11 protein-coding genes and 1 tRNA gene are annotated in these 13,257 nt (G+C 64.9%); 4 read left to right on the forward strand and 8 right to left on the reverse strand.

Going from position 1 to position 13,257, the window contains the following annotated elements; all coding sequences use genetic code 11:
• Positions 1-5: 5 nt before the first annotated feature.
• Genes AOA14_RS16865 through AOA14_RS16880 form a run of 4 tightly spaced genes read right to left on the reverse strand, consistent with a single transcriptional unit; the run spans position 6 to position 4,613 of the window.
• On the reverse strand, positions 6-1,205 hold the full coding sequence (locus AOA14_RS16865) for an ABC transporter permease (RefSeq protein ID WP_062902633.1): 1,200 nt from the start codon (positions 1,203-1,205) through the stop codon (positions 6-8).
• The gene (locus tag AOA14_RS16870; protein ID WP_003043762.1) at positions 1,205-1,927 is read right to left on the reverse strand and encodes an ABC transporter ATP-binding protein; all 723 of its coding nucleotides are present in this window, start codon (positions 1,925-1,927) and stop codon (positions 1,205-1,207) included. The genes AOA14_RS16865 and AOA14_RS16870 overlap by 1 nt, the downstream gene beginning before the upstream one ends.
• On the reverse strand, positions 1,924-3,228 hold the full coding sequence (locus tag AOA14_RS16875) for an efflux RND transporter periplasmic adaptor subunit (RefSeq protein WP_062902634.1): 1,305 nt from the start codon (positions 3,226-3,228) through the stop codon (positions 1,924-1,926). Before AOA14_RS16875 ends, AOA14_RS16870 begins: the two co-directional genes overlap by 4 nt.
• Positions 3,225-4,613: an efflux transporter outer membrane subunit gene (locus AOA14_RS16880; RefSeq protein WP_238929684.1), complete on the reverse strand. Its 1,389-nt coding sequence runs from the start codon at positions 4,611-4,613 to the stop codon at positions 3,225-3,227. The genes AOA14_RS16875 and AOA14_RS16880 overlap by 4 nt, the downstream gene beginning before the upstream one ends.
• Before the next feature lie 379 nt (positions 4,614-4,992).
• On the opposite strand from AOA14_RS16880, the gene AOA14_RS16885 reads away from it, so the two are divergent.
• The 3 genes from AOA14_RS16885 to AOA14_RS16900 all read left to right on the forward strand — a co-directional run bounded on the left by AOA14_RS16885 (position 4,993) and on the right by AOA14_RS16900 (position 7,329).
• Positions 4,993-5,068 (forward strand) — tRNA-Lys (locus AOA14_RS16885).
• 194 nt (positions 5,069-5,262) lie between these two features.
• A protein-coding gene (locus tag AOA14_RS16895; RefSeq protein ID WP_409372272.1) for an IS3 family transposase occupies positions 5,263-6,626 on the forward strand; the annotation gives its coding sequence in 2 pieces (ribosomal slippage) (positions 5,263-5,610 and positions 5,613-6,626; 1,362 coding nt in all).
• A 232-nt stretch (positions 6,627-6,858) separates the two neighbouring features.
• Positions 6,859-7,329 carry a DUF3237 domain-containing protein gene (locus AOA14_RS16900; RefSeq protein ID WP_062765218.1) on the forward strand — a complete coding sequence of 157 codons (471 nt, stop codon included), beginning with the start codon at positions 6,859-6,861 and terminating at the stop codon, positions 7,327-7,329.
• A 61-nt stretch (positions 7,330-7,390) separates the two neighbouring features.
• On the opposite strand, the gene AOA14_RS16905 is transcribed toward AOA14_RS16900, so the two are convergent.
• The 4 genes from AOA14_RS16905 to tpiA all read right to left on the reverse strand — a co-directional run bounded on the left by AOA14_RS16905 (position 7,391) and on the right by tpiA (position 11,127).
• Positions 7,391-8,077, reverse strand: a complete 687-nt coding sequence (locus AOA14_RS16905) for a Crp/Fnr family transcriptional regulator (protein ID WP_003043848.1) — start codon at positions 8,075-8,077, stop codon at positions 7,391-7,393.
• A gap of 24 nt (positions 8,078-8,101) precedes the next feature.
• A complete protein-coding gene (locus AOA14_RS16910) occupies positions 8,102-9,733 on the reverse strand; it encodes a CTP synthase (protein ID WP_062902638.1) in 1,632 nt (543 codons plus the stop codon).
• A 109-nt stretch (positions 9,734-9,842) separates the two neighbouring features.
• Positions 9,843-10,274, reverse strand: a complete 432-nt coding sequence (gene secG / locus AOA14_RS16915; protein ID WP_040589980.1) for a preprotein translocase subunit SecG — start codon at positions 10,272-10,274, stop codon at positions 9,843-9,845.
• Positions 10,275-10,374: 100 nt separating this feature from the next.
• Positions 10,375-11,127, reverse strand: coding sequence for a triose-phosphate isomerase (gene tpiA / locus AOA14_RS16920; RefSeq protein ID WP_062903236.1), 753 nt, complete (start codon positions 11,125-11,127; stop codon positions 10,375-10,377).
• 180 nt (positions 11,128-11,307) lie between these two features.
• Between tpiA and AOA14_RS16925 the strand changes: the two genes are divergently transcribed.
• Positions 11,308-13,254 (forward strand): peptidylprolyl isomerase, encoded by a 1,947-nt coding sequence (locus tag AOA14_RS16925; RefSeq protein ID WP_062902639.1) that lies wholly within the window; start codon positions 11,308-11,310, stop codon positions 13,252-13,254.
• Positions 13,255-13,257: the final 3 nt, after the last annotated feature.

Below are 13,257 nucleotides of genomic sequence, written 5' to 3' on the forward strand. Positions count from 1 at the left end.
GCCGCTTATTCGTGCCGCAGCGCGTCGATCGGATCGAGCTTCGACGCCCGGCGCGCCGGATAATAGCCGAATGTTATCCCCATCAAGGCGGAGAACAGGAAGCTCATCACATTGACGACCGGATTGAAGATGAAGGGCACGTCGATCACGCTCGCCATCCCCCAGGACAGGATGAAAGCGAAGGCGATGCCGACCGCACCGCCGAAACAGCACAGCACGACGGCCTCGGTCAGAAACTGGAGCTGCACCTCGCGCGCCAGCGCCCCGATGGCGAGACGGATGCCGATCTCGCGCGTCCGTTCGGTGACCGAGACAAGCATGATATTCATGATCCCGATCCCGCCGACAAGCAGGCTGATCCCCGCGATCACCGCAACCATCGCGGTCAACGCGCCGGTTGCCGCACCGAGCGCCTGATTGACCTGCGCGGTATCGACGATGTTGAAGTCGTTGGTGGCCGCGCCCTGCAACAGGCGCCGCTCGCGCAGCAGGCCGACGAGCGAATCCTGAATGGCGGTGCTGGCGTAGGCGCTGTCATATTTGATCACGAAATATTGGATATCGTCGCTGCCGGTGAAGCGGCGCTGCGCCATTTTCAGCGGGACCATCACGACATTGTCGCTGTCCTGATCGGGACCGCCGCCCTCGCCGCGTTCCTTGAGAACGCCGATCACGGTGCAGGACACGTTGTTCAACCGGATATTTTCGCCGAGCGGACTGCTCCCGGCGACGAATATCGCCTTTTGGACCTTGGGCCCGATCAGGCACATATTCTTGCCCGCGCTTTCCTCCTCGTTCGTGAACGCGCGGCCGCTTTCGATCTCGATCGACCGGGCGCGCAGGAAGTCATTGCCGACGCCCTGCACGGTCGTGCGCCAGCTCTGCCCGTTATGAAAGGCCGTGACGCTGGACGAAACGCTGCCCGACACATCGACGACGCCGGCGATCTGCCTGCTCACTGCATCAACATCGGCTTGCTTGAACGGCCGCGGCCTGCCGCGATCGCCCTGCACGGGAAAGACGATCAGCACGTTAGACCCCAGCGAGGATATCTGGTCCTTGATCGATGCCGTGACGCCATTTCCGAGCGTCACCATCGTGATCACCGCCGCGACGCCGATGATGATGCCGAGCGTCGTCAGGAACGAACGCAGCAGATGGCGCCGTATCTCGCGAAAGGCGAGCAGGAGCGTTGCGCCGAACATCAGGCGGGTTCCTCGCTGCGGGTGCGCCTGCCGCGTTCGACCCGTTCGACCAGCCCGTCGCGAAAGCGCACGATGGTGTTGGCAAAGGCTGCCATTTCCTCCTCATGCGTGACCATCAGGATGGTGATGCCTTCGCCGTTCAGGCGCGTGAGCAACTGCATGATCTCGATCGAGCGTTCGGTATCGAGATTGCCCGTAGGCTCGTCGGCGAGCAGCACGTCGGGCTGGGTGACGAGCGCCCGGGCGATCGCCACCCGCTGCTGCTGGCCGCCCGACAATTCGGCCGGCGTGTGATCCGCCCAGGGCGCAAGACCCACCTGATCGAGCGCGCGCATGGCTGCGGCGTGGCGCTCGCTCTTCTTTTCGCCGCGATAGAGCAGCGGCAGTTCGACATTTTCGACCGCGCTGGTGCGGGCAAGGAGATTGAAGCCCTGAAAGACGAAGCCCAGATATCGCCGCCGCAGCAGGCTGCGCTGATCGCGATCGAGCGCCTGCACCTCGACCCCGCGAAAGCGGAACACGCCGCTCGTCGGGACATCCAGGCAGCCGAGGATGTTCATCGTCGTCGATTTGCCCGAGCCCGACGGCCCCATCACCGCGACGAAATCGCCGCGCTCGATCCGCATGTCGACGCCCTTGAGCGCCTGAAAGGCCGCCTCGCCCCGGCCGAAGGTCTTCGTTATCCCTTCGAGTTCGATCAGCGGGATCTCGGGGGGCGTCACTGGCCCGTCGCCCCCTTGCCCGTCACCACCTTCATGCCGGGCCGAAGCCCCTTGGCCGTCACGGCGGTCAGGCGGCCGTCGCTCTGCCCCGTCACAACGTCGACGGGCTTCAGCGTCCCGTCGGCCTGAAGCACCCAGACGCGCTGCTGGCTGCCCACGCCGATCGTCGCGCGCTGTTCATTCTTTTCCAGCCCGATTTCGGGATTGAGCACGCCGCCCTTTTCCTTTTCCTTCGCATCGGGCTGAAAGCGCAGGGCCCCGTTCGGAACCAGCAATTGTTTGCCGGTGCTGCCCGTCGCAATGGTCGCCGTCGCGGTCATCCCCGGACGCAGCAGCCCGTCGCCGTTGGCGACCGCCAGCCTCGCCTCATAGCTGACGACCGCATTGGCGGTTGCGGTGGCCGTCTGCTGGCTCGCCTGCGAAGCCGTGTTGCTCGACGCCTGATCGACGCGCTCGACGACCGCGGGAAAGCGACGACCGGGATAGGCATCGACCGTGAAGTCGGCCTTCTGTCCGGTCTGGACCTGTCCGACGTCGGCTTCATCGATCTCGACGCGAAGCTGCATCGCCGACAGATCTTCGGCGATGATGAACAGGGTCGGGGTGTTGAAACTTGCCGCGACAGTCTGCCCGGGCTCGACCTGGCGCGCGAGCACGACACCCGAAACGGGCGAACGGATCTCCGCGCGGTTGCGGTTGGTCACCGCCGACGACAATTGCGCCTCGACAGCGCGGACATTCGCCTGCGCCGCGGCAACGGCGGCGGTATCGCGCTTCACTGCCGCGCGACCCTGATCGAGTTCGACCCCTGAGGGAACCTTGCCGCCCGAGATCTTGAACACATTTTCCAGCCGCGCGAGCTGCGCCTTGTCGACGTCAAGCGTCGCCTGCGCCTGCGCCACCTGCGCGCGCGCCGCGTTGAGATTGGCCTCGGCCTGGGTGATCTGGTCCTCGATCACGTCGGTGTTGATCTGGGCGAGGACCTGCCCCTTGGAGACGCGGTCGTTCACATCGACATAAATGTGATCGATCTTGCCCGACACTTCGGACCCGACCTCGACCTGATTGGTCGGCCGCAGATTCCCCGTCGCCGTGACGCTGAGCGTCAGCGACTTCTCGGTCACCGGCTCGGTGATATATTTGGCCTCGTCTTTCCCGCGCGAACAGGTTGCCATCGCCAGCAATATGACGAGTATCAGCGCCGCTGGCAGCCAGTATTTCATCCAGCGCCGCCACTTGGGGCGCGGCCTCGCGCCAAGAAAATCCTCGAGTTCCTGCGTCGCAGTGCCGGTATCGGTCATTCGCTAGTCCCCTGTGTCCGAACGCCGGCATCCGGATCGAAATTGGTCCCGTCCCAACCGCCGCCGAGCGCCTGGTTGAGGCTGATAAAGGCGTTGGCCCGCTCGGCCTGGCTCGCCGCCAGCGCGTTGCGGGCCGCGAGCAACTGGTTCTCCGCAGTCAGCAAAGTTTGAAAGTCGATCAGCCCCGCCTGATACTGGCTGCGCGCCAGCAGCGCGGCATTGCTCGCCGCATCGCGCGCCGTTTCGAAAAGGCTAACGCGCTCGCCCGCCGCGCGCTGGGCGGCGGCGGCGCTCTCGACATCCTCAAGCGCGCCAAGGATCGCCTTTTGCCAGGCCGCAAGCGAAGCCTGCGCGGCTGCATTGGCGGCGTCGACACCCGCGCGCGCACGGCCGCCGTCAAAGATAAGCTGGCTGATCCCCGCAAAGAGCCGCCCGGTTATCACATCGAACAGATTGCCGATCCCGAACGAGGCGGTGCCGAGGTTGCCGGCGAGGTTGACAAGCGGTAGCATCTGCGCGCGTGCAACGCCGATGCGCGCCGTGTCCGCGAGCAGCGTCGCTTCTGCCTGGCGGACGTCGGGGCGGCTGCGCAGCACGGCGGCCGGCGCATCGAACCCCACTGCGTCCGGCGGAGCCGGAATTGCTCCTTCTTCGCCCTCGATCGCCGTCCGCACCGGGCCGGGCGCTTCGCCGATCAGGGTCGAAATGCTGTTCGCCGCCTGCGCGAGATCGCGTTCAAGCGCCGGAATGCTCGCCGCGGTCTGCGCCCGCTGCGCGGCGGCCTGCTCGACATCGAGGCTCGATACGAGGCCGGCCTCGCGTCGCCAGCGCGCGATCTGGAGATTATCGTCCTGAATGGTCAGCGTTTCGCGCGCGATCGCGAGTTGTACCGCGAGCGTTCGCGCCGAAACGGTGGTCTGCGCCACCTGTCCCACGATCAGGCGCTGCAGGTCGGCAAGGCCATAGCCTGCGGCGGCAAGATCGGCCCGCGATGCGGCGACATTGCCGCCGATGCGTCCGAAAAGATCGATCTCCCACTGCGCGTCGGCGCCGAGCGAATATTGCAGCCGCTCGTCGGCCAGATCGCCGACATCGCGCTGAAGCCCCCCGGAGGCCGTGACCTGCGGGAAATAGCCTGCCCGCGCCGCGCGCACGCCCGCGCGCGCCTGCACCAGGCGGGCGGCAGACTGGGCAATGTCACGATTGTTCGCCAGCGCCCGCGCGACATAGGAATCGACCAGCGGATCGCTCAGTCGCGTCCAATAGGATGCCGTCGCGGCGGGATTGCCTCCCGATTCGACCGACCATTGCTCGGGAACGGGAATGCCCGGCCCGGATGGATATTCGGTCGGCGCCGAAACGCAGCCCCCAAGCCCGCCCGCCAACAGGGCTATTGTAAGCCAACGCCGTCCCGTCTGCATGCGCCCCTCAAAGTCCCACCGCGGATGCAAAAATTACCGCGCTTGCTGGACGGCAGACCATAAATTGCTGGAATGCGCAAGCTTTCGGGCGCCGCGCAAGCCACCCGATGCCTCCATTTTGCTCGCCGACGCTCCCCCATTCCCGACATTTCCCGGCGCCGCCGTCCGACGCCCTCAACGCAAAAGCCCGATCGCACGCCTTACCCAAGCGACGTAAATTGCCTTTTGCGAAAAAATATTGCCGAAGCCCATTGCCATGCCCGAACGAGCATGATAGCGGGCCGCTCTCTTCGCAGCACAAAGCCTTTTTGGCCGCCGCGAAGTCCGCCGAAAACCGGCATGTGGACGCATAGCTCAGTTGGTAGAGCAGCTGACTCTTAATCAGCGGGTCCTAGGTTCGAGCCCTAGTGCGTCCACCATTTCTTTCCTTGGTATTCAGATAGTTACGCCACCCTAGGCCACCAGACGAAGCTCGTTTTCGGTGAGCTTTGTAGGTGATTTTGTGTCGTAACCTCCCTCGGCGCGGCGTGTCCGCCGTCAGCGCCAATGGCACAGATTTGAGGTTGTGATTTAAGGAGGATTTGGGCTTCGTCGTAGTGACGAAGGAACGAAGATGAAGCCCAAATCCTCCTTGAAAAAATCGGCGCCGAAGGCCCCAGCGGAGCGGGTGGTGAAGGACATACGGCGTGCGACGCGCCGGCACTTCTGTGCAGAGGACAAAATCAGGATCGTGCTGGAGGGGCTGCGCGGCGAAGACAGCATCGCCGAGCTGTGCCGCAAGGAAGGCATCGCCCAGAGCCTGTATTACACCTGGTCGAAGGAGTTCATGGAAGCGGGCAAGCGTCGTCTGGCCGGCGATACCGCCCGAGCTGCGACCACCGGCGAGGTGCACGATCTGCGCCGCGAAACCCGTGCCCTGAAGGAATGCGTGGCCGACCTGACGCTGGAAAACCGTCTGCTCAAAAAAAGCATGATCGCGGATGGGGGCGACGAAGAATGAGGTATCCCGCATCTGAGAAGCTCGAGATCATCAGGATCGTCGAGCAGTCGCATCTGCCCGCCAAGCGGACGCTGGACCAGCTCGGCATCCCCCGCCGGACCTTCTATCGATGGTATGACCGCTACCTCGAAGGCGGGCCGGAGGCGCTAGAGGATCGGCCATCGGCGCCGAGCCGGGTGTGGAATCGCATCGGCAACGATATCCAGCAGCAGATCGTCGAGATGGCGCTGGACGAGTCCGAGCTATCGCCCCGCGAGTTGGCTGTGCGCTTTACCGACGAGAAGCGCTACTTCGTGTCGGAATCGACGATTTACCGGCTTCTGAAAGCCCATGACCTGATCACCAGCCCGGCCTTCATCGTGATCAAGGCGGCCGATGCGTTCCACACCAAGACGACGCGGCCGAACGAGATGTGGCAGACCGACTTCACCTACTTCAAAATCATCGGTTGGGGCTGGGTGTATCTGTCGACCGTGCTCGACGACTTCTCCCGCTATGTCATCGCCTGGAAGCTTTGCACCACCATGCGCGCCGGGGACGTCACCGACACGCTGGAACTGGCGCTTGAAGCCTCGGGCTGTTCGTCAGCCAGGGTCGTGCAAAAGCCCAGGCTGCTCAGCGATAATGGTCCGAGCTACATCGCCGAGGAGCTGGCCCAATGGATCGGTGCCAACGGTATGAGCCATGTCCGCGGCGCCCCGATGCATCCCCAGACCCAAGGCAAGATCGAGCGCTGGCACCAGACCCTCAAGAACCGGATCCTGCTGGAAAATTACTTCCTGCCCGGCGATCTGGAGACCCGGATCGAGGCCTTCATCGACCACTATAATCACCGCCGATATCACGAAAGCCTCGGCAATGTGACGCCCGCCGACACCTACTTCGGCAGGGCAGACGCCATCATCCAACAGCGCGAAAGGATCAAACGGAAGACCATCGAACACCGACGCTTGCAGCACCGCAAGCTCGCCGCTTAATATCAACCCCAGGACGAGGCCCGCGCTCCGCTAATCAACGCCGCGATCTGCGCCAAATGTTCTGACGACAGACAGTCCCGACCTACGTCACCTACTTCGGCCCCTATCGCCAGACGCTCACCCCCTATGCCCCGCCGCGGACCTATGGCGTGACGCTGGCATTCGGCATCTGACGTCGGGCGCGGCGGGATCATCTCCCGCCGCGGCGACCGTTTCAACGAGAGGATGAACGATGGATAGTCCCGAATTCCGCTACCTTTGCTCCTACCGCGCCGCCTTTACCGAGCCGCAGCAACAGATCGGAACCGCCCATTTCGGGCGCCGGATGATCGCAGCGCTCACGGGCGGCGAAGTCGAGGGCGAGCGTTTGCGCGGCCGCGTGATGCCGAGCGGCGGCGACTGGGCGACGATCGACAGCAAGGACACGCTTCGCCTCGATGCGAGGATCACCTTCGAAACCCATGATGGGGCGTTGATCTACGTATCGTATCGCGGCGTCTTGCGACCGCTGTCGGTGGCGCATCGGCACGCCCGGAACGGCGGGCCGCAAACCGCCGACGAGCGCAAGGAAATCTATTTCCGCACGACTCCGATGTTCGAAACCGGCGACGAACGCTATGCGTGGCTCAACGACATCGTCGCCGTAGGCTTGGGCGCGAGTGTCGGCGGCGCCGTCCGCTACGACGTCTTCGAACTGCTATAATGTCGCGCGAGGCGGTGCCCGACCGAGCGCGCGCCGTCCGGCAGCGTGGCCGGAAAGCGCGCTAACCTTCGCTTTCGCTGATGTCCTCGAGCAGATCGGCGTCGAGGACGCGTACGCGCCCCTGTTCGAGCGCGATGATCCCCGATTCCTCCCAGCTGCGAAGCTGGCGGTTGATATGTTCGCGGCTCATGCCCGCGAAATTGCCAAGTTCGGTCTGGCTGAGTTCGACCTTATGCTCGGCATCGACGCTATCCTTGCGGATCAGGCGCTTGAGGTAGCGCGCCAGGCGCGGTCCCGAGGCATAGGCGCGGTCGCTTTCGATCGTCTGGTCGGCGGTGCGCAGGCGGCGCGCAAGCTGCTGGAGCAGCGACCAGGCGAAGTCGGGATGGCTGGCGGCGAAATCGCGCATCGCGTTGCGTCCGAGTTGCAGCGCGCTGCCGGCGCTGGTCGCGACCACCGACGCGGTGCGTTCGCCGCCGTCGAGTAAGGCGATCTCGCCCAGGACGGCGCCCGGCTCGGCATAGGCCAGCACGATCTCGCGCCCGCCTGCGGTCAGCATCGATACGCGCGCCGTGCCTTCGGTCAGGATCAGCATGATGTCGCCCGGGTCGCCCTGGACGAGCAGTTCCTTGCCCTTGGCAAAGTTGATCTGCACCGCGCGGCTGGCGATATCGGACCAGTCCTCCAGCGACAGGCCGGAAAAGATGCTGTCAGGCCCCTGAAGCTCGGCGAGTTTCGCGTGATCCATGGGCCCCCTTCCCCTGTTGATCCGTCAGACGAGCCGGCTCTGCTTCACCGCGGCCTCGATGAATCCCTTGAACAGCGGATGCGGATCGAAGGGCTTCGACTTCAGTTCGGGGTGAAACTGCACCCCGATGAACCACGGATGGTCCGGACGTTCGACGATTTCGGGTAACATGCCATCGGGCGACATGCCAGAAAAGACGAGACCGCCGCTTTCGAGCCGGTCGCGATAGGCGCCGTTGACTTCGTAACGGTGGCGGTGGCGCTCGCTGATGTCGTTCGCGCCATAGATGGTCGCGACATGGCTGTTGGGCGACAGCTTCGCCTCATAGGCGCCAAGCCGCATCGTACCGCCAAGATCGGTGTTCGCGCCGCGCTTCTGCAGCCCCTCGGCGCTCATCCATTCGGTGATCAGGCCGACGACGGGTTCGTCGGTCGGGCCGAATTCGGTGCTCGAGGCTTTCTCGATCCCGCTCGTGTTACGCGCCGCCTCGATGCACGCCATCTGCATGCCGAGGCAGATGCCGAAGAAGGGGACGCCGCGCTCGCGCGCGAATTTGACGCTCTCGATCTTGCCTTCCGAACCGCGCTCGCCGAAGCCGCCGGGCACGAGGATGCCGTGCATCGGCTCGAGCTGCGCGGCGAGATCGTCGCCGCGTTCGAACATTTCGGCGTCGAGCCAGCGGATATTGACCTTCACCCGGTTCGCCATTCCGCCGTGCGCCAACGCCTCGTTGAGCGATTTATAGGCATCGGGCAGCGACACATATTTGCCGACCACCCCGATCGTCACCTCGCCTTCGGGGTGCCGCTTGCGGTCCATGATGTCGTACCAGGCGGTCAGGTCGGGTTGGCGCACGTCGTGCAGGCCAAACGCGCGCAGCACTTCGCTGTCGAGTCCTTCGCCATGATATTGCACCGGCACCGAATAGATCGAGTCGGCGTCGAGCGCCGGGATCACCGCTTCCTTCCGCACGTTGCAGAATTGCGCAATCTTGGCGCGTTCGCCCTCGGGCAGCGGCTTTTCGCATCGGCAGAGCAGAATGTCGGGCTGGACGCCGAGCGAAGCAAGTTCGCGGACGCTGTGCTGCGTCGGCTTGGTCTTCAATTCGCCCGCTGCGGCAATATACGGCACCAGCGTGACATGCACCGACAGCGTCTTGTCGCGACCCTCTTCGTTGCGAAGCTGACGGATCGCCTCGATGAATGGCAGCGATTCGATATCGCCGACGGTGCCGCCGATTTCGCACAGAACGAAATCGAGATCGTCGGTTTCGGCGCGCGCGAAGGCCTTGATCGCGTCTGTGACGTGCGGGACGACCTGCACGGTCGCGCCCAGATAGTCGCCGCGGCGCTCCTTAGTGATGATGTCGCGATAGATGCGGCCCGAGGTGACATTGTCGCTCTGCCGCGCAGCAACGCCGGTAAAGCGTTCATAATGGCCGAGATCGAGGTCGGTTTCGGCCCCGTCGTCGGTCACATAAACCTCGCCGTGCTGATAGGGCGACATCGTGCCCGGATCGACGTTGAGATAGGGATCGAATTTCCGAATGCGGACGCGATAACCCCGCGCCTGCAACAGAGCCGCAAGGCTAGCCGCCATCAAACCTTTGCCAAGGGAGGAGACCACGCCGCCGGTGATAAAAATGAACCGCGCCATGGGAGGAAAGACTTACTCAAAGGGTGGGTGACGGCGCAAGCCGTCGAATCGCATCCCGCGGAAAAAATTCCGCAGCATGCGGGGACGAAGCTGGAAGCCGAGCTTCCGGTTATTTCTTGGCGGGAGCCTGCTCGGCCGGAGCGTTCTGATTTGCAGCGGCAGCGGCGGCGGCAAGCGGATCGTCGCTTACCGGCGCGGCCGGAGCACCTTGAGCGGGCTGCTGCGCCGGGCCGGTCAGCGGCGCTGCGCCCCCGCTCGGCTGCTGCGCGGTCTTCGACAAAGAGGTGTCGAGCGCTGTAGTGCCGGCGCTGCCGACCGACGCCATGGCGGCCAGAACGATCGAAAGGCCGACGAACAGCGTCGCCAGCACGGTCGTCGCGCGGGTCATGAAGTCTGCGGCGCCGCGGGCCGAGAGCAGGCCTGCCGGGCTACCGCCGACACCCAGGCCGCCACCTTCCGACTTCTGCATCAGGATGACGCCGATCATCGCGGCGGCGACGAGCGCCTGAACGACGAGCAGGAAGGTAAAGAGGCTGGACATCGAATTTTCCCGAAAGCGTTGGTTGGCGCCGGATGGGCCGTGCTTGCGGCGCACATAGAGACGAAGCGCCTCCGCTTCAACCCACAGCGTGCGCCGCGCGTCAGCCGAGCGTCGCCGCCGCCGCGACGATCGGCAGGAATTTCTCCGCGGTCAGGCTCGCCCCGCCGACAAGCGCGCCATCGACGTCGCCCGCCCCAAGCAGTTCGGCGGCATTGTCGCCGTTGACCGAACCGCCGTAGAGCAGCCGCATCATCGCCGCCGCATCGGCGCCGACCTGCGCATCGAGCTGCGCGCGGATCGCGCCGTGCATCGCCGCGACATCGCCGACCGTCGGCACCAGTCCGGTACCGATCGCCCAGATGGGTTCATAGGCGATGGCGAGCCGCGCCGGATCGAATTCGGCGGGCAGCGACCCCGCGACCTGCGCCAATACATAGTCGATCGCGCCGCCCGATTCGCGCACGCCGCGCGGTTCGCCAACACAAAGGATCACCGCAAGTCCGGCTGCCATTGCCGCCTCGGCCTTGGCCCGCACATCGGCGTCGCTCTCACCAAAACCTTCGCGGCGCTCGCTATGGCCGACGATGACGAGTACGGCCCCGGCATCGGCCAGCATCGGCGCCGACACCGATCCCGTGTAGGCACCCGATGCCGCGCTGTGGCAATCCTGCCCGCCGACCGCCCCGCCCGCCGCCGCCGCCGCCATCGCGGCCACCAGCGTGAAAGGCGGGCACAGGGCGACATCGACCGCACCGTGTGCGCGCGCGCCATCGAATATCGCCCGCGCCTCGTCGATCGAGGCAGCAAGTCCATTCATCTTCCAGTTGCCGACCACATATTTGCGCCGTGCCATCATTTACTCTCCTGCGATCGAGCCGTCGCGCCGAGCCCTAGCGGCGGTGGGGATCGAAAGGCAAGCCGCGCCTCACCACAGCGAGAAAAGGGGCTTTCCCGCCTTGATGCCCGCCGCCTCCCCGCCTAAAGCAACGCCGAAACCGCGCGCAATGCGCCACGCCGAAAGAAATGCTCCTCCATGATTACCGCAATCCGTCGCCTTTTCGGATCCCGGCTGGGCAAGGCCCTCGCATTGGGCTTCGTCATCCTCATCGGCGTCGGCTTTGCGCTTGCCGATGTGACCGGCAATTCGAGCTTCGGCGGGCTCGGCGGCGCCAATGTCGCGCGGGTGGGCAAGGAGAATATCGGCATCGGCGATCTGCGCGAGCGCGTTCGCAACGCCTATAATCAGGCGCGCCAGCAACAGCCGACGCTAACCATGGCTGCGTTCGTCGAATCGGGCGCGGTCGATCAGGTGCTCGACCAGATGATCGACGGGCTGGCGTTCGAACAATTCGCCGACAAGCTGGGCTTCGGCGTCAGCAAGCGGCAGATCGACGGGCGCATCGCCGATATCCCCGCTTTCGCCGGCGTATCGGGCAAGTTCGACCAGACCCGCTACGAAGCCTTTCTGCGCGAGAATAATCTGAACGAGGCGCAGGTGCGGACCGAGATCAAGCAGCAGTTGCTGCTCGAACAGCTGGGCGCGCCGATCGGCAAACTGCCAACGATCGCGCCGGGCGTTGCGCAGCCCTATGCCGCGCTGCTGCTCGAAAAGCGCGCCGGTCAGGCCGTCTACATCCCCTCTGCGCCCTTCGCGCCGACCGCCGACCCCGGCGATGCCGCGCTCAAGACCTTCCTGTCGCAAAACAAATCCAAATTCACCGTGCCCGAACGCCGCGTACTGCAATATGCGCTGTTCGACCGTAGCGCGGTCCCGGTTCCGGCAGTCACCGACGCCGAGATCGCCGCCGCTTACAAGGCCAATGCCCCCCAATATGCAGCGAGCGAGACGCGGCGCTTTGCGCAGGTCATCGCGCCCGATCAGGCGACCGCCAACAGCATCGCGGCGAAGGCGCGGGGCGGCGCCACATTGTCGGCAGCGGCGCAGGGTTCGGGCCTCGCGGCTTCGACCAGCGGCGAACAGACGCTGGCCGCCTTCACCAGCGCGACGTCGGACGCAATCGCTAAGGCGGCCTTTGCGGCCAAGCGCGGCGAAATCGTCGGGCCGCTGCAGACCGGGCTTGGCTGGACCGTGCTGCGCGTCGAGGATGTCATTGCCAAGCCCGCGCGCACGCTGGCCGATGCGACCCCCGAAATTCGCGAGGAACTGGCCAAGAACAAGGCGAATGAAGCGATCGTTGATTATTACAACCAGGTCCAGGACGCCGTGAACAGCGGCGCGTCGATCGAGGAGATCGCAGCAGACCGCAAGCTCAAGCTGGTTCAAACGCCCGCCATCCTGCCGAGCGGCCGCGCGCCGAACGAACCCGGCTTCGCGCTGCCCCCTGAACTCGCGCCGATGGTTGGTCAGGCCTTCCAGGTCGCCGGCGAAGGCGAATCGCAACTTGCAACGCTGGTCGAGAATGAGAAATTCGCGGTCTATTCGGTTAAGTCGGTCGTCGCCGCGGCGCCGCCGCCCTTCGACCAGATCCGCAGCGCCTTGCTCGCCGAATGGCGCCTGTCCGAAGGCCAGAGGGTCGCGCGCGACAAGGCCCGTGCGATCGTGAAGGCGGTCGAAGGCGGCAAGAGCCTGGCCGATGCGACGCGCGCAGCCGGCCCCAATCTGGGCAATGTCCAGACCATCGGCGGGCTGCGCGGCGACATGGGCCGCGATGGCAAGCCGGTGCCGCCCGAACTCGCCCTGCTCTTCTCGATGGCGAAGGGCAGCGTCAAGACGCTCGAAATCCCCGGCAACCGCGGCTGGATGGTCCTGTCGCTGACCGAGGTGAACCGCCCCGATCCCAAGCAGATCGAACCCGCGCGCATCGCCGCGATGGCGCAGCCGCTGTCGCAGGCCTTCGGCAACGAACTGGTCGAACAGCTCGCTGCCGAGGCGAAGCGCCGCATCGGCGTGAAGATCAACAAGGATCTCGTCACCCAGCTCACCAGGGAGCTGACCGGCGCGTCGCCGGTCGGCGAATAACCC

The organism is Sphingopyxis terrae subsp. terrae NBRC 15098, assembly GCF_001610975.1.
GTDB lineage: Bacteria > Pseudomonadota > Alphaproteobacteria > Sphingomonadales > Sphingomonadaceae > Sphingopyxis > Sphingopyxis terrae_A.